The 16,314-nt window shown below is 41.4% G+C and carries 13 protein-coding genes and 1 pseudogene; 5 read left to right on the top strand and 9 right to left on the bottom strand.

Annotation, left to right across the window (positions count from 1 at the left end; all coding sequences use genetic code 11):
• Positions 1-279: 279 nt before the first annotated feature.
• Positions 280-690, bottom strand: coding sequence for a PaaI family thioesterase (locus tag BP861_RS01360; RefSeq protein WP_292371810.1), 411 nt, complete (start codon positions 688-690; stop codon positions 280-282).
• A 355-nt stretch (positions 691-1,045) separates the two neighbouring features.
• Here BP861_RS01360 and BP861_RS01365 point away from each other — a divergent pair.
• The 3 genes and pseudogenes from BP861_RS01365 to BP861_RS01375 form a co-directional block, all read left to right on the top strand.
• A pseudogene (locus BP861_RS01365) lies at positions 1,046-2,653 on the top strand (ATP-dependent DNA ligase); the annotation flags it as partial.
• 80 nt (positions 2,654-2,733) lie between these two features.
• Complete coding sequence (gene polX / locus BP861_RS01370) at positions 2,734-4,494, top strand: DNA polymerase/3'-5' exonuclease PolX (RefSeq protein ID WP_292371812.1); 1,761 nt, start codon at positions 2,734-2,736, stop codon at positions 4,492-4,494.
• A 356-nt stretch (positions 4,495-4,850) separates the two neighbouring features.
• The gene (locus tag BP861_RS01375; protein WP_292371813.1) at positions 4,851-6,113 is read left to right on the top strand and encodes a diaminopimelate decarboxylase family protein; all 1,263 of its coding nucleotides are present in this window, start codon (positions 4,851-4,853) and stop codon (positions 6,111-6,113) included.
• Positions 6,114-6,424: 311 nt separating this feature from the next.
• Here the strand turns inward: BP861_RS01375 and BP861_RS01380 are convergent, their stop codons facing one another.
• The gene (locus BP861_RS01380) at positions 6,425-6,790 is read right to left on the bottom strand and encodes a hypothetical protein (RefSeq protein ID WP_292371814.1); all 366 of its coding nucleotides are present in this window, start codon (positions 6,788-6,790) and stop codon (positions 6,425-6,427) included.
• Between the two features lie 228 nt (positions 6,791-7,018).
• Here BP861_RS01380 and BP861_RS01385 point away from each other — a divergent pair, with 228 nt between their 5' ends.
• Complete coding sequence (locus BP861_RS01385; RefSeq protein WP_292371815.1) at positions 7,019-7,357, top strand: winged helix-turn-helix domain-containing protein; 339 nt, start codon at positions 7,019-7,021, stop codon at positions 7,355-7,357.
• A gap of 212 nt (positions 7,358-7,569) precedes the next feature.
• On the opposite strand, the gene pscS is transcribed toward BP861_RS01385, so the two are convergent.
• The 7 genes from pscS to BP861_RS01420 all read right to left on the bottom strand — a co-directional run bounded on the left by pscS (position 7,570) and on the right by BP861_RS01420 (position 14,629).
• Positions 7,570-8,730, bottom strand: coding sequence for an O-phospho-L-seryl-tRNA:Cys-tRNA synthase (gene pscS / locus BP861_RS01390; protein ID WP_292371817.1), 1,161 nt, complete (start codon positions 8,728-8,730; stop codon positions 7,570-7,572).
• Positions 8,731-9,090: 360 nt separating this feature from the next.
• Positions 9,091-9,369 carry a DNA-directed RNA polymerase subunit L gene (locus tag BP861_RS01395; RefSeq protein WP_292371820.1) on the bottom strand — a complete coding sequence of 93 codons (279 nt, stop codon included), beginning with the start codon at positions 9,367-9,369 and terminating at the stop codon, positions 9,091-9,093.
• Positions 9,370-9,450: 81 nt separating this feature from the next.
• Complete coding sequence (locus tag BP861_RS01400) at positions 9,451-10,413, bottom strand: exosome complex RNA-binding protein Csl4 (RefSeq protein WP_292371822.1); 963 nt, start codon at positions 10,411-10,413, stop codon at positions 9,451-9,453.
• Positions 10,414-10,741: 328 nt separating this feature from the next.
• The gene (locus BP861_RS01405) at positions 10,742-11,335 is read right to left on the bottom strand and encodes an METTL5 family protein (protein WP_292371824.1); all 594 of its coding nucleotides are present in this window, start codon (positions 11,333-11,335) and stop codon (positions 10,742-10,744) included.
• A gap of 109 nt (positions 11,336-11,444) precedes the next feature.
• Positions 11,445-12,452, bottom strand: a complete 1,008-nt coding sequence (dph2, locus tag BP861_RS01410; RefSeq protein WP_292371826.1) for a diphthamide biosynthesis enzyme Dph2 — start codon at positions 12,450-12,452, stop codon at positions 11,445-11,447.
• Positions 12,433-13,005, bottom strand: coding sequence for a hypoxanthine/guanine phosphoribosyltransferase (gene hpt / locus BP861_RS01415; protein WP_292371828.1), 573 nt, complete (start codon positions 13,003-13,005; stop codon positions 12,433-12,435). Before hpt ends, dph2 begins: the two co-directional genes overlap by 20 nt.
• Positions 13,006-13,459: 454 nt before the next feature.
• Positions 13,460-14,629: an FmdE family protein gene (locus tag BP861_RS01420; protein WP_292371830.1), complete on the bottom strand. Its 1,170-nt coding sequence runs from the start codon at positions 14,627-14,629 to the stop codon at positions 13,460-13,462.
• A 406-nt stretch (positions 14,630-15,035) separates the two neighbouring features.
• Here BP861_RS01420 and BP861_RS01425 point away from each other — a divergent pair, with 406 nt between their 5' ends.
• On the top strand, positions 15,036-16,067 hold the full coding sequence (locus BP861_RS01425; RefSeq protein ID WP_292371832.1) for a uroporphyrinogen decarboxylase family protein: 1,032 nt from the start codon (positions 15,036-15,038) through the stop codon (positions 16,065-16,067).
• Positions 16,068-16,314 lie beyond the last annotated feature (247 nt).

The raw sequence follows: 16,314 nt of genomic DNA on the forward strand, positions 1-16,314 counted from the left end.
GATTCAGACTTAAATCCAAACTCTATTTATATCCTAACTTTTTTAGACTTAAATTTCGTTTTAAGCTTTAATTTCTTTCTAAAATACTGGTATTTTATCTTTATTTGAGCCTTCTTAATTTTTAATATTATTTTTTAACAAAATCTTAAAAAGGCTCATAGAACTCCCTTCTGGAAATTCACTTCTCTTGCTAGGTTTCCTACTTAGATGCCTTCTCTACTTAGATATTCTCTCTACTGAAACCTCTCCTATCATTCCTGCTGAGAGATATCTGCTGTTTTAAATTCTGGAAAGATCTTCAAGTAAAATCTTTTTCCTGTAGCCCATACCCTGAAATATTGCTACAAGATCTCCTTTATCGTCAGTTATGTTTACAGTATATGTTGAAATTTTGGGATTTATTGAGGTTTCTTTTGCCTCGGCTGTGAGGACTTTGCCTGTTGCGGCTTTTACGAAAGAAATGTTTGCATTGATAGCAACAGCAACATTGCCGTACGCATTTGAGGCTGCAGCAAAAGTAAGATCTGCAAGGGTAAATATTGCTCCTCCCTGAACGGTTTTCAGAGCATTAAGGTGCTTTTCCTCTATATTCATGATGGCTTTTGCATATCCTGGGGAGACTTCCAGAAGTTTTATTCCTGAAATTGCAGCGAAATTATCTTTCTTAAAATACTCTTTAATATTTTCCATGTAATTACTCCAGTTGTTGTACGTAAAGTCGTGCTATATTCTTCATATTTTTAGTTAAAGTTATTCTCTTAAATGTAAACTTCCTCTTGGATCTCCCATTTTAAGAGAAGGAAAAACTCTATTTCTGAAATTTGAGGGTGCAAAGCGATAAGACCGGGAATATAATAAATAGTATAGAGAAAAATTTCAAAGCGTTCTTTTCGGAGAGAGGGTAATGGCTCGATTCATAAAGCTTGCGGAGCTTTTTGAGGAACTTGAAAAAATAACATCCCATAAGGAAATCGTCAGTAAAATTGCTAAATTTTTTTAGGGGCTTGAAGGGAAGGAAGTAAAGGACAGCTCATACCTTTTTCTCGGGAGCATAGGCCCTGCCTTTGAGAATACGGCACTTGGAGTAGGGGATAAGCTTGCTTTAAAAGCTATTGCCGGAGCTTATGGAATTTCCGAAGAGGAGGTTAAAATAAGATATTCAAGGACAGGAGACCTTGGAGATGTGGCCTTTGAGATAAACCGGGGAGAAGAAAAGTCGCTGGAAATTGATGAGGTATTCGGAAGTCTCAGAGAGATAAAAGAAGCCTCAGGAAAAGGCAGCCAGGAGGAAAAGACCAGACTGCTTTCCAGTATCCTTCAGCGGGCCAGCCCTGAAGAAGGAAAATACATAGTCAGGATTGTGCTTGGGAAGCTCAGGCTCGGGTTTGGGGACCAGTTTTTGCTTGAGGCATTCTCTATTGCTTTTACAGGGGACAAAAAATATGCTGTCAAGATCAAAGAAAGCTACAGCGTCTGTACTGATATAGGAGAGCTTGCAGAGTCCCTTGCAGAATACGGTCCAAAAGCTCTTGGGCGCTTCTCGATAAAACTGGGCCGGCCTGTCAGGTCAATGCTTGCGCAGCGTGTGGAAACTTTTGAAGAGCTTGAAGAAAGAATCCCAGGAAAAAAAGCAGCCGAAGAAAAATATGATGGAGAAAGGGTGCAGATCCATAAAAACGGAGAAGAAATTAAAGCTTTTTCTCGAAGGCTTGAAGATATAACTGCCCAGTATCCCGATCTTGTGGAAGCGGTCAAGAAAGGTATTCTAGCGGAGAAAATCGTGCTTGATGGGGAAATCCTTGCATATGTTGAAGGCAGGAAAGCCGACGACTCTACTGAAGAATTTTATTCATTCCAGAGACTGATGAAGAGGCGTAGAAAATATGAGGTTCAAAAATATACTGAAATCTGCCCTGTTGCCGTATTCTTTTTTGATATCCTGTACCTTGAAGGAAATTCGCTCCTGAAGAAATCTTATCCGGAAAGACGAGCTCTCCTTGAAGAACATGTAAAGGAATCGGAAATTCTTCGCCTGACTAGAAGAATTATTACGGATAATCTGGAAGAAATCGAGGACTTTTTCAATGAGGCTCTGGAAAAGAGACTCGAAGGAGTTATAATCAAATCTATGGACAGGAACTCGGTTTACGAGGCAGGAAAACGGAGCTGGCTCTGGCTCAAATGGAAAGAAGAATATGCTGGAGGAATGAGAGAGACCTTTGACCTTGTAGTTGTAGGAAAATATTATGGCCGGGGAAAAAGGAAAGGCTCATTTGGGTCACTCCTCTGTGCAATTCTTAATGAAGAAGAACAGCGTTTTGAAACTTTTACAAAAGTAGGAACCGGGTTCACAGAAACGGATGCGAAAGAAATCGATAGCCTGCTTTCAGAGCATATTATTGCCGAGGCCCCGAAAGATGTATTCATAAAAAGTAGAATGCTTCCGGATATCTTCGTTGAGCCTGCTGTAATGATTGAAGTACTTGGTTCGGAAATAACGGAAAGCCCAGGCCACACTGCCGGACAGGAAGAAGGAGAAACAGGACTTGCTCTACGCTTTCCTCGCTTTTTACGCATAAGATATGATAAAGGGCCTTATGATGTCACCACACTTAGAGAAGTCAGGGATTTGAAGGAAGGTAAAGGCGTTTGATGACTTGTGGAAGGAAAAGAGAGAAAGAAGAAACTTAAAAAGAAAATAAGGGAAAAGAAATAAGGGGCAGGGGGAAGCAATTGAGAAATCGCGAGATTGCTGAGTTATTTTATGAGGCTGCCGATATTCTAGAGTACCAGCAGGTTGAGTGGAAACCACGGGCTTATCGGAAAGCTGCTCAGATGATAGAAAATCTTGGGGAAGACATCGAAAAAATCTATGCCAAAAAAGGAAAAGCCGGGCTGACAGAGATTCCAGGCATCGGGGAGTCAATTGCCGATCACATTGCCGAGTATCTGGAAACAGGCAAGGTGGAGAAATTTGAAAATCTTAAAGGGAAAGCTCCTTCAGGCACTGTGGAATTGATGGAAATTCGGGGACTTGGGGCAAAGAAGATGAAAAAGCTTGCCGATGCCCTTGGGATAAGGACGCTCTCAGACCTTAAAAATGCGATTGACACCCACAGACTTAGGAGGCTCGAAGGCTTCGGAGAAAAAAGTGAAGAAAATCTGGCAAGAGCAATTGAACAGTATGAAAAAAGCCATGTTCGGATAGCTCTCGGAAAAGCGCTTCCACTCGCAGATGAGGTCATATCCGCTTTAAAAGACCAGTGTGGGAGTACAGGCTCTAAAATCGACCTCTCGAAGATAATCTACACTGGCTCGCTTCGCAGGTTGAAAGAGACAATAGGGGATATCGATATCCTGGCAGAAGCCGATAAAGGAGAGGCCTTGAAGGTAATGAATTGTTTTGTCTCCCTTCCGGATGTCGAGCAGGTGATCTTAAAAGGAAGCACAAAAAGCAGTGTGATTCTGAGAGAAGGGATAGCTATTGACCTGAGAGTAGTCCCGCCTGAAAGCTACGGAGCATCTCTTCAGTATTTTACGGGCTCAAAGGAACATAATATAGAACTTAGAAATGTTGCCATCAAAAACGGTTACAAACTTTCGGAATATGGGCTGTACTTAAAAGAATCCGGGAAACAGATTGCAGGCAGCAGTGAAGAAGAAATTTATGAAAAACTTGGCCTTGCCTACATCCCACCCGAGCTCCGGGAAAACCGGGGAGAGATTAAAGCCGCTGCAAAAAATTCCCTGCCCAAACTGATAGAAGCAGGCGATCTCAGGGGAGATCTCCATATGCATACAGAATACAGTGAGGGAAGAGACAGCCTTAAAACCATGATTGAAAAAGCAGAGGCTCTTGGTTATGAGTATATCGCAGTAACCGATCATTCCCGCTCCCAGAAAGTCGCAAACGGCCTGGAAATCGAAAAATTAAAAGACCAGTGGGAAGAAATTGGCGAACTCTCAAAACAATTCAAGATAAAAATTCTCAAAGGATCGGAAGTTGATATCCTGAGAGATGGAAGCCTGGACTATCCGGATGAAATTCTCAAAGAACTCGATGTTGTGGTAGGAGCCGTACACTCCGGTTTTGCATTACCTGAGAGGAAAATGACTGAAAGAATTATTACGGCCCTGGAGAACAGGTATCTTGATATCTTTGCCCATCCTTCAGGTAGGCTGTTTGGGAAAAGAGAGGCTTATGCCGTCAATTTTGAAAAGGTTTTTGAAACTGCCGCTGCAAACGGAAAAGTGATTGAGATCAACAGCCAGCCTTCAAGGCTTGACCTTAATGATGAGCTGATCCTGCGTGCAAAGAACTTTGGCCTTAAATTCTGTATATCTACAGACAGCCATTCTACTGAGGGTCTTGCTCTAATGCGATATGGACTCGGACAGGCGCGGCGTGGCTGGCTCGAGAAAGAAGACGTTGTTAATACCTACCCCTACCCCAAGCTTAAAGAAGTTTTCAAAAAACATAGACCCAGCCAGTGACTGGCCTGCGCCGCAACTGTAGCGTCGGATGATCACGCCATTGCTTGGTGTTTTCGGTCAAGCCTTTTTTGAAAAGGGTTGTGCCACAACCGTTGCGCCGCTTGACCACGCCGTCGGAAGGGTTTTCGATTAAACTTTTTAAATCAGCCGTCCGGAGTGAATTGAAGATATAGCCTTTCTTGCCCGTAATTCAGCCCTCTTGAGCGAACGAGGTGAGCGAAAAGGGCACCGTCCTCCCGAGACGGGACTTGGGTGACGGGACTCGGGTGACGGGACTCGGGGCAGAAAGACTAATAAAGGAGTAAAAGTTCAAATTGATACAAACCCCATTAAAAAAATCGATAAAAGGTAATAATATGGTTTCAAAGGACCTTCCCTTCACGAAAGAGGAAATTCTGGAAATAATAAAAAAGTATCCTACCCCGTTTCATATCTACGATGAAAAAGCCATTCTGGAAAATGCAGAGAGAATGAAGGCAGCCTTCAAGGAAGTACCTGGATTTAAAGAGTTCTTTGCAGTAAAAGCCCTTCCAAATCCCTTTATTCTCAAAATTCTCAAAGATGTGGGCTTCGGTACGGATTGTAGCTCTTTGCCGGAGTTAATTCTTGCCGAAAAAGCAGGAATGACCGGGGAGGACATAATGTTCAGCTCAAACGATACCCCCTCTGAAGAATTTTTAAAGGCAAAAGAGCTTGGAGCATACATAAACCTTGATGACATAAGCCATATTGACTATCTTGAAAAGTATGCCGGACTTCCTGAAATTGTTTGTTTCAGATACAATCCTGGCCCCCTTAAAGAAGGAAATGCCATTATAGGAAAGCCTGAAGAGGCAAAGTACGGCTTCACTAGAGACCAACTTTTTGAAGGTTATCGCATACTCAGGGACAAGGGAGTAAAGCGTTTTGGAATGCACACGATGGTGGCCTCGAATGAACTAAATGCTGATTACTTTGTGGAAACCGCAAGAATTCTCTTTGAACTTATAGTTGAAATCTCAAAAGAACTCAACATAAAGTTCGAATTTGTTAACCTCGGTGGAGGCATAGGCATACCCTACAGGCCTGAAGAGGAACCTGTCTCCTTCGAAGCCGTGGCAAAAGGAGTCAAAGAAGCTTATGAAGCCACAATAACAGCCAACGGGCTTTATCCGCTCAAAGTATTCCTAGAATGTGGCCGTGTAATCACAGGCCCCTATGGCTACCTGATTTCCCAGGTTAGGCATCTCAAGCATACCTACAAAGACTATGTTGGAATGGACTCCTGTATGGCAAACCTGATGCGGCCGGGCATTTACGGGGCTTATCACCATATAACCGTGCTCGGAAAGGAAAACGAAGCCCCTGCCCATAAATACGACGTTACCGGCTCCCTCTGCGAAAACAATGACAAGTTCGCTATCGACAGACCGCTTCCGGAAATTGAAATAGGAGATATCCTTGTAATCCACGATACAGGAGCTCACGGACACGCCATGGGCTTCAATTATAACGGAAAACTACGTTCTGCCGAACTCCTTCTTAGAAAGGACGGAAGCGTTGTGCAGATCCGGAGAGCCGAGACAATTGAGGATTACTTTGCAACCCTCGATTTTGAAGCCCTGAAAGATTTCAAGTAAGAAAGTTCTTCAGCAAAAATCGGGAAACATTTCAAAAAAGAATTTACCAAAGAATTAAAGACAGGTGAGTAGCAGGTAAGTTTCATTGCGGGATTCCGCTATTGGATCTCACTGCTGCACCTGAATTAACCCTTATCACAACCCTTATTTACACGAGTATTTGGGTTATGCTGAAGTATAAAATTAAGCGTAATAGATGTTGTGGTCAAATTCGCGTTTTAGACAGTAGAAGATTTTGATGTTATTGATTTCTCTATTCAACTGCTTAAGTCCTATTCCCTATAAAATCTAGAAAGTCAAAAATATGATCATCATACTTCAGAGAAGTCATCTCCATACTGTCTGCACTCCTGCGCACTTATCATTCCACAACTCAAAAGGCTCAGTGATTCAAATATACCTTCACCTACACTTATTCCTTTTAGAGCGCACTTCTTCACCAAAAGGTCGTAAAGAACTTCATTTTCGTTTTTAATAAAGTCGCACATTTCTGAAATAAATTCATCTGTCATAAGTGGCTCTTTCTTGTTTACCCAATTATCAATTGACTCGATCAGATATTGGCGCATAGATTTATTCTTGCCAAGATCCATGAGATTCATAAAGGCACATTCATCTATGCTTAGAACCCACTTACCAAGTTTATACTTAAACATATCTCCATTATTGTCTTCCAAACATACCCCTCCACAATAATCGAATTCTCATAATAACTAGAGAATTCATGATATTTAACTCATCATAGGGCGTAAGCTGCCTGGGGATTTAATAATGCACAATAGCCTACTATGATAAAATTTATCTTTGGACAGTTAAAGGTTTAACTGAACCAGCAGCAAGAGATTGCGAGTTTTACTTTTCACAAAATTATTTAGATACTGAGAACAATATATTAATGATTAAATATGACTCCTGAAGAAGCTGCTAAAAGAAAAGAAGAATGGGTCTCAAAGATGAAGCGCGAAGGTAAAATGAAAGAGGATATGACCGAAGACCACAAGGCCTGTCTTAATGCCCTGCAAAACCCTGTACGTAGAAACATCCTCAAAGCCCTGGTAGAGCAGAAAAAATCGCTGGAGGAAATTAAGACCGAACTCAAGCTCACGGATTCCCAGGCGAGTTACAACCTTAATATGCTAGAAAGTACTCTATGTATTGAAAAAGAGGAAAGTGAAGGAATTGTGTATTATGTCCTGACTCCTAGAGGAGAAGGATATGTGGAAAATGTGGAACTGAAAAAGTAAAGGTACTTGGACTCAGTAAAAGTACACGGACTCTGTGAATAAATTTGGCAGATATTCCGAATGCATTTTTTGCACATTTTTTTTCATACTTATCCTCTGGAATCTTGAATCTTTGAATTTATCTGTTTTAAAAGGCAAGGGGAGATTCAGAATCAGAGTCATGAGTCTGATTGAGTTCTCCCGGACGTAAAATATCGACGGTTTAAACAACCTTAAATATCCTCATATTTTTTCAGAATATCCTCAAAGGAATCCACGACAGCTTCAAGTTTATCTCTACCAAGCCCGAAAGTGCTAAGTTTGAAATATTTGGTGAGCCCTGACTTAATGCCGTGAACATTGCGGGCTTTGAGCTCCTTGTAGAGGAAGTATCTTCCGTTCTTGACCTTCTCGGAAATCTCATAGAAACGAGGGGCTTCGAAGAACATAAGGTCATGAGAATGGGGTTTTTGCCCACGCTGGATAAAGCCCATTTCCTCTAGCCTTGCCGAAAACCAGCGGGCATTTTCGACTTCCTGGTCCCAGTTCCGAATGCGCTTTACAACATCCGGGAAAGATGCGATAAGGGTCATAACTGTAGCGCCCCTTGCAGTGCACCCCAGAAGTTCAACTTCTTTTACCTTGTTGTGTTTGGATTTTCTGAACACAAGAGGAGCATATTCATCACTTACGCCAAGCACTCCGATAGGCCCTGACGCAGCCATCGATTTATGCCCGCTGCCTACAATAAAGTCGGCACCGATTTCTTTTGCAGATACCGGCATTCTTCCGACTGCATATGCGCCATTCAGAAGGAGGGGGACATCGTATTCATGGCAGACCGACGCTATCTTTCCTGCATCTGGCAGGTTTCCATAGCTTCCGTCAGGATATGTTACAAGTGCAAGCGCAGGCGGTTTTCCACTTTCCTTTGTAACCTCTTCGATTGCTGTGGCATACCCTTCAGGGTCGAGGTAATAATCGGGACTGCCTGAACGCGGTACGGTTTTGATATTCAGGCCGGCTCTTTCGGCTGCAACGTATGAAGAGTAATGGGCAAGCCCGTCAAGCACAATCCAGTCACCCGGCTTGCCAATAGAATGCATGACAGCAAACTTGGACTCCCGAGCCCCATTTGTAACCCTTGCTTCATCACAGCCAAGAAACTCTGGAAGGGCGTTATGTACGAAATCATAAATTGGAGGTTTTTTTATTTGGTCCAGAACTCCTCCGCAAAAATCGCATACAGAGTACCCGTCTCCCCATTCTACAAGAGCCTGTTTTGCAGCCTCGGTCAAACATCCGCCTGTTTGAAGAGGATCGATGTTTATGCTGCCAAGGGTCTCTCTTTTTATAAAACCGAACTTCTGAAGGGATGAGTCATCAAGTTTCATTTTATTTCATACCTCAAGTTATCTTTCATACATCAGTATTAGTTACAGATTAACCTCAACATTAGTTACAGATTAGTTTATAATTTTTAACTTGCAAATGCAGGAAATAATCTTTGAAATAAAAAAATCTGAATTATTCAATCCAGTTTAATGCTTTTACCCTAATTCCGCGTTAAGATTTTTTATTTACTCTGGATACGCATAGATTCATAAAAAAGTATTCCAAAATCTATGATATTTGAAGATAGCAAAGGCTCCTTAATAAATATCAAGAGCCCCCTGCTGGAAAGATTCCGGATTTACCGGAAAAGAAAGCAAAACGCCTTTAAAAAGACGTTATGCGACCATTTTTCAGCTATTTCAAGCGTTTACTGCCTTGTTAAATACATCAGTAAACTCGTCGCACTGAGCAATTATTTTCGAAGCAGCGTCCTTTAAGACCTCAATAGGGTTTGTACCATCGGTTTTGATGTAAAGGATCGGGTCACTGATACTTACGTATTTCATATCATAGAAGGCAATCTCAACCCTTTCGTCTTTAATCAGAAGATCCTTGAGCAGATTTAGAAGGGTATGTGTCTCGCCTTTGAACTCGACTTCAAGCTCATTGTCTGTTTTGGAAAGAATATTCAGTTGCATTGGTGACCACCTGTAAATGGTAAGTAATGTAATCTACTGATAATTTACTGTGCAGAAGTCCATGCCTGTAGGAGAAAGAAATTACTGGATCCCTTTCCCGTACTCGGTTGAGATTTTGCGAGTTTCGGTCATATTGCATACAGGACATTTAAGCTTTTTCCCTTCGAGCACAAGTTCTCCTCTGCAATTTGAACAGTAAGCTTTTACAACTCCAAGGGAATCTTCAGCTGTTGTCAGGCGCATTCTTTCAGTATCAATAACCCTGGCCCTGATTATATCAAAGTGCCTGAACTCATCTGAAAGTCTCTTAACGTAAGAGTCCCGCACATTTGACACGTGGACGTCTCCAGACCGCACATTGACAATTTCCCTGTCTTCTTTGCCTTCTATTCTTGCAACTTCTACCATTGCTCCGGATTCGCGCACGTCAGTTATCTTTCCATAGACAATATCCCCTACTTTAAGAATATTCGGAGTTATCGTGCTTGGCCTGACCGAGACTACTCTTGCTTTCCTATCAATAATTACTATTCCGGTAGCTGTAGAGTAAATATCTCCGGCAGACACTGTTGTTCCTTCCCCGGACTTGAACTCCTCAGTCGTTCCAACAAGCTCTCCAGGAAGCACAAAATCACCTTTCTCAAGTTCTTCTTCTGGAGTCTCGACTTCGTAAGGAGTCCTGGATTCAGGCATGTCCGACCTTTCCCTTGAGCCTTTTTTCTGATAAGGGAACCTTCTTTTTTTGCCCTGGTCTCCCCTGAACTGGTCCTTTGACTGCTCCCTGGACTGCCCTTTAAACTGGTCTCTGGGATGTCCCCTGAATCGTTCTCTTGATTGGCTCTTATATTGATCCCTAGACTGTTCCCTCGGTTGACTTTTAACAGCCTGTTCCCTGGGCTGGGCCTTAAACTGATCTCTTGACTGACCTTTGAATTGATCCCTGCTTTCTGAAGCAATTTGAGTCACCTTTTCGGCAACTGGCTTTCCTTCACTCGGGCCAGTCAATTTTTTTCTTGTAGTTTTACTTTTTCGAATTCTAATCATGATCCCTCATTTGGACTATCTTTAGTAGTCGATATAAATCGTAATCACAGCAACTATCAATGATATGGAATACTGTAGCCATTCAATAAGATACTGTAGCAATTCAATCTGATATTAACACACTCAATTGACAGATAACTAACCTCAATAGATGAGATAGATTATCACATTCGTATTATCTGTCACTTTTGCCCCTATTGACGCACCGTATGGTTTGGTAAAACACAGGCATACTAATTATAATCAGTGTCATAGTTCGCCTTTAGAGGTAAAATCCTGACACTGTCTCTATAAAGTCTGATACCTTATAACAGTACCTGCGTCTGAATTATTCAGAGACCTTAATCCTGTAGATCTCTACTTCAATAACCTCTCGTTCTTTTTTATGGAAATTGAAGGTTCGTTTTATAGGGAATTTCGCAACGTAGGAGTGTGTAATGATTGCAGGCTTAATGAACTTTTGGATAAAAGCAAGGCTTCCGCGGTTGTGAATTGAATATATCACTTCACTTGTTCTTAACGCTGACGAAAGGAAAGGCCTGTCTCTGCCTTTCACTCTTGCCCCGAAAGGGGGATTCATAACCGTCGTTTTTACATGCCCTTTAACGTCGGCAATGTCTGATAACACGAACTCGACCTCTACTCCAAGTTTTTGGGCATTTTTTTGTGCGGTCTCAAGTGCTTTTGAATCCGTATCATACCCCACAACCGTTCTGGCTCCTAGAAGCTTCGCCCCTATTGCAAGGATTCCAGTACCGCAGCCCAGATCCTGCACCGATTCATCAAGATCTCCCTGCATATAAGCAAAGTGAAGAATTTCCGCAGCTAGAAGAGGAGGTGTCTGGTACTGCTCCAGCTCAAGTTCAGGATTGGAGAAGTTTTCCAATTCTTCAAGCAGCATCTCAAGTTTTCTCTGTTTCATTTCCTCGACTTAAATTCCCTATTTATATATATTTTAATTCTTTATTTATATATTTTGATTTGGCATCTAGATCTAAACTTATTACCTGGACATTTCCAACCGTAAAAAATTACACTGGTTCTTCGGTAATTTCGTCCAGCACAAGCTTTTCCCAGTCTCTTTCTCCAAGCACGATCTCAAACTCCTGAGGAGTAAGCATAGGAGAGGGAAAACGCCCAACTTCATCGATTGCAAGCCTAGGGCAGGCAGTATTCACGAAAGCATCTACCTTGAACTGAAGAAGCTGATCTGGAGTTACAAGATCAATCAGAATAAGGTATGCCTCTTTTCCGTGCTTTTTTGCAAGCGCTTTCAAGGAGAAAGCCAGATTCATTCTTTCCTGCCCGTTTTTGCTTGAGACGATTATCCCAAAAACTTCCGCATCAAGGGACTTTGCAATTACTGCACTCCGCTGGCGAAGGATTCTTGAAGGATCTACCTCGCGAACGTCTCCGGAAAAAGGATCAGCTGCAAGAACCCTTTTTTTTGTGGAAAGGGATACTCCTAAAGGATGGAAATCTCCGCTTCCGATATACAGGTATTCGTCACAGACCTCAGCCCTTGCTACCGAAAAATTGCAGCCGAGTACCTGGCCTGGATATGCAAGCCTAGAATCCCCATGCCCGATTATGCAGGTCTTTCCATTTGCCTCCAAGACAGCACAGGCTTCAGGAAGTTTATGTACATGCTGGACCGTAGTAATTAGCCCTATAATCTGCCCTTTAAGTTCAGATGCTGCCTTTTCAACAACCGGCCGAATGTCAACTGCAGAACGCGTTTCTATGAAATAGACCTTTTCGGAAAGCTTCGTATCCTCAAGCTCAGCGTGCCCGAAGTGGAAAAGAATATCAACCTTTTCTAGCAGGGTTTTATCTAAATCGCACGCCCCAAAACATGGGTCTCCAGAGATGATAATCTCAGCCCCGGTAGCTTTTTCAACTATTTTTGCGAGCTCCGGACTTTTTCTTTTAAGCCCCTCAGGAAACTGAAAGCCTACGGTTTTTGCGCCCAGTTTATCTATTACACTGATAATATATTCAGGCCTTAAGTCAAAAGCGTCACTCATTCCCAAAGACATTCTTGATCTCCACACCTTTCTCGCTCACGTCGATAGTAACGAGAATTTTGGGCTCAACTCCGAGCTCCTTTATTTGTAAATAGCCGTCCCCTCTTCCGATAACAGAAATAACGTCCAGAATTTCCACACCCATAGTTTTTAGGGCTTTTACGAGTGCTATCAGCGTCCCGCCAGTACTGATGACATCATCCACGATAATTACTCTGTCCCCTTTCTTGAGCCCGTTTATGTAGAGAGCTCCTTTCGAGTACCCTGTACTCTGAGACAGTTCCACTTCTCCTTCAAGGAAATAAGGCCGCTTTCGAACAATAGTCAAAGGAATTCCTGTTTTCAGAGAAAGGGCATTTGCTACAGGAATACCCATAGCTTCTATGGTAAGAATAGTGTCAACTTTTTTAATATCGGTAATCTGGAGAATATATTCGGCGATCTCTTCAACCATATGGGGGTCTATGGATGGTACACCATCAGAGATAGGATGGATAAAGTAATTATATTCTCCTCGCTTGATCACAGGAGAATTAATGAGTGAGGTTTTTAGTTTTTCAAGCATGGTATTAACTCTTTTTTTGGCCGTTGCGATATTTCCGGTATTAAGAATTATATTGTATAATAAAGAGTCCTGTTCTATTAATAAGGAATCCTGTTCAGGTAATAAAGAATTCTATAGTATTAATGTAATTCACATAATGTAATTCACATACATTTAATTCCTTTTCAGAAAGCTTAAGGCCTGAATACTCCAGGAAGAGAGTAAACTGACACCAGAAAAATGTCAAAATATTATATACCTTTGGTTTTCCAGTCCCTGTGTGCACATGCAACAGAAGGGGATTGAAGAAGTAATTGTGTTAATGTTAACAAGTCTAAAGATATAGATAAGGAAATTCAGAGAGTTGAATTGAGAGACAAAAATACCAAAGGTAAAAGGGAGCCGCGAATAAAAAAATAAAAAAGGAAGGGAAAAAGAAGTTAAAGAATTGTCAGAAGCTCCTAGTTTTAGGACATCAAATTTTTTGCGCGGGTTTAGATCCGTTAGTTAAGTTGCCTGTTCCATCAGCTCCAATTTTCAAGAGATTAGTACGACCTGCAGGATCAAGCAGTCCTAGGACTACATAAGGGTTATTATTCGCCTGTTTCATTTCAGCCAGGGTATCGGCATCAATGTCAAAAACTGCAATTACCGAAACAAGTCCTTCTGTATCCCAGTTTTCCTTGTCCATAAGCCAGAGATCAGCTAAATATTTCGAGACCCATCCTGGATCATCGGCTTTTGCACCGGAGTTCGCATTGACAACGTCAAAGTTAAATCCTAGAACTACTGCTTTCATAGTTCCGGCATTTTTATCTGTGACCACGAAAATACCTGCAGGAGAACCTCCAAGAGCTTCTTTTTCGTCATCCGTCAATGAAGATACCCAGATACCTCCTTTGCCCGGAGTCGCGTCCCAACGCTTTAAGAAAACATCTTCTTTGCACCAGTTAGGGCAGGAGAAAACCGTATAACTTACGCCTTCCTCAAGAGGGTAGTTTTCTTCCATCCAGTTTGCAAGCACGTGACCGCTCGAAACTCCCGGACAGAAATGATTGTGCAGCTCAAGGCACTGCATAAGCTCATAATCGAGCTTTCCGGTAGACCAGCCATTCGAAATTGTAAGAATGGCAAATTCGCGCCCATCAAATACTGTTGCATTTACCTTTTCATTCCATGCAGCTCTCGATTTCGGAGTTTTCGAAAGTGTATCAAAGTTTATATTTTCCGTCACCTTATAACTGATTTCGCTTTTGTTTTCATAAGAGACCTCGATATAAGTACAGTTCCCGCTGCATTTATCGAAGAACGCAAACCATAAAGGACTATTCCTTGAGTTCTGGACAACAAGGAGATTTTTTGTGTACAGAAGATCTCTCTCATAAAACTCCGAATAGAATTCATCCAGGAAAACATAAGACTCTGCAGGAGAGCCTATATCCGTAATAATAAGTGTATTTTCTGGTCCAACAGCTCCAAGATCTGCTTCGGCTGCAGCAAAGACCTGAGTCATTAAGCCACAATTATCAATTTCGGCTGCCGCCCCTGGAATAGGACAAAGGGAAAGAATGAGGGCTGTCAGGAAGACAAGATAAATGAATTTCGCTTTGATTCTCTTTATATTCATCACGCCTTCTCCTATCATGATTTTTCCTCCACTAATCATTAAACCGATTTCTTCATTATCTAACCGTAAAAATAGCACTTACTAAAAAATAGTGCTTAATTGGTAAGATAAAGATCAAACTTAGTAAGTAATAATATTACAAAGTATAATAAAAGTATTAAATAAAACTTTTGGATTTTGTTAACAGTGTGAATATAAAAATGCTATGCACGAAGTGAAAAGGTGAAAGGAAAATAAATAGAGAATAGGATGGGATAAAATCAAAATCAATTGGCCTTTATGATAATTATATAGAATACAAAATAAAATAAACATAAGAAATTATTAGTAAATTAAAAAGTATATAGGTATAAATGTAAATAAAATGGATTTGTCTTTTTTTTGAAATAAAGACATGATATATAATAGGGGAGTTGGAAATATAATGGAGGAAATGACATCTAGAGAAAGAGTTCTTGCAATGCTTAACAGAGAACCTGTGGATAGAATTCCGGTAATTTCAGGATCTGCAATGGTAGTAGAATACATACAAAAGAGTGGAGTAACGTGGCCTGAATATCACAGGAATGCTGAAATGATGGTAAGTGTTGCAAGCCTGATGCATAAGGATGCAGGGATTGATAATATTGTTGTGCCCTTTGGCATGTTTATAGAATCTATTGCCCTTGGACTTGAAGTTAACATGGGAGCAATTGATATACAGCCTTCAGTCAGAAGTGCCTTTGAAAAACCTGAAGATGTAAATTATGAACACTTTCTTGAAGACAGATATGTCCAGACTACAATTGAAGCCATAAAACTTGCAAAAGAAAAATTTCCTGATGCAGCGATTTGCTCTTTTCTTGTAGCTCCTGTCACTTTGGCGGGAAATCTTATGGGAGTAGAAAAACTTCCTGTGCTCAGTTTAAAATGCTTGAAACAGGAAAAGAAGATGAAAGAAATACAGGAATGGATCTCTACCGCCCTCCAGATAAACAAAATTTATGCGAGGGCCTGTATCGAGGCAGGAGCAGATGTGCTTTATTACTCAGATGCCTCTGCGTCTCCTAGTCTTGTTATGCCACAGTTTTATTACAACGTGGCAGTTCCTGCGACAAAGGAACTTGGAGATTTCATCCATTCTCTGGGGTGTCCCTGGGAACTGCATATCTGTGGGCAAACACTGCCAATTATTGAGGGTATGGCCTCCACTGGAGCAAACTGTCTCAGTATAGAGCAGGCAGTCAAGATGAATGAAGCAACAAAACTTGCAGGTAAAGTACCAGTGGTTGGGAACGTGACCCCACTTCTTATGATTGAAGGTACAGAAGAACAGATCACAGGAGCAGTTAGGAAAGCCCTTGATGGTGGAGCAAAGGGAAGTATGCTTGGTTGTGGAACTCCCCCTCTCAGCACTTCTGACAGGCTTAAAATGTGGGTCAGAGCCGCAAAAGAGTGGTCAATCGAGAACCTGTAAACTGGTCAGAAGAATTTGACATTTGGTAACAGATTCATTAGAATAATTAGCATACCTGAACCTCCAAGTTTAATAGGAGCTTGGAGGTTCAGGACACCTGCTCTTCCGTTCTATATAACTCGACGATAATTAATTTTATATTTTATAGTTTATATAGCGGATCAAAAAGTAAAAACTTGATTATTTAAAATTTTATTTCTTTGGAACTCATGTCCCTAATTGTCAATCAACTATTATCAATAACTTT

This window comes from Methanosarcina sp. UBA411, from assembly GCF_002495725.1.
Lineage (GTDB): Archaea > Halobacteriota > Methanosarcinia > Methanosarcinales > Methanosarcinaceae > Methanosarcina.

Bases quoted from the DNA above. Each gene is read 5' to 3' on its own strand.
- BP861_RS01360 (WP_292371810.1), bottom strand. From the start codon at position 690: ATGGAAAATATTAAAGAGTATTTTAAGAAAGATAATTTCGCTGCAATT.
- BP861_RS01375 (WP_292371813.1), top strand. From the start codon at position 4,851: ATGGTTTCAAAGGACCTTCCCTTCACGAAAGAGGAAATTCTGGAAATA.
- BP861_RS01385 (WP_292371815.1), top strand. From the start codon at position 7,019: ATGACTCCTGAAGAAGCTGCTAAAAGAAAAGAAGAATGGGTCTCAAAG.
- pscS (WP_292371817.1), bottom strand. From the start codon at position 8,730: ATGAAACTTGATGACTCATCCCTTCAGAAGTTCGGTTTTATAAAAAGA.
- BP861_RS01395 (WP_292371820.1), bottom strand. From the start codon at position 9,369: ATGCAACTGAATATTCTTTCCAAAACAGACAATGAGCTTGAAGTCGAG.
- BP861_RS01400 (WP_292371822.1), bottom strand. From the start codon at position 10,413: ATGATTAGAATTCGAAAAAGTAAAACTACAAGAAAAAAATTGACTGGC.
- BP861_RS01405 (WP_292371824.1), bottom strand. From the start codon at position 11,335: ATGAAACAGAGAAAACTTGAGATGCTGCTTGAAGAATTGGAAAACTTC.
- dph2 (WP_292371826.1), bottom strand. From the start codon at position 12,452: ATGTCTTTGGGAATGAGTGACGCTTTTGACTTAAGGCCTGAATATATT.
- hpt (WP_292371828.1), bottom strand. From the start codon at position 13,005: ATGCTTGAAAAACTAAAAACCTCACTCATTAATTCTCCTGTGATCAAG.
- BP861_RS01420 (WP_292371830.1), bottom strand. From the start codon at position 14,629: ATGATAGGAGAAGGCGTGATGAATATAAAGAGAATCAAAGCGAAATTC.
- BP861_RS01425 (WP_292371832.1), top strand. From the start codon at position 15,036: ATGGAGGAAATGACATCTAGAGAAAGAGTTCTTGCAATGCTTAACAGA.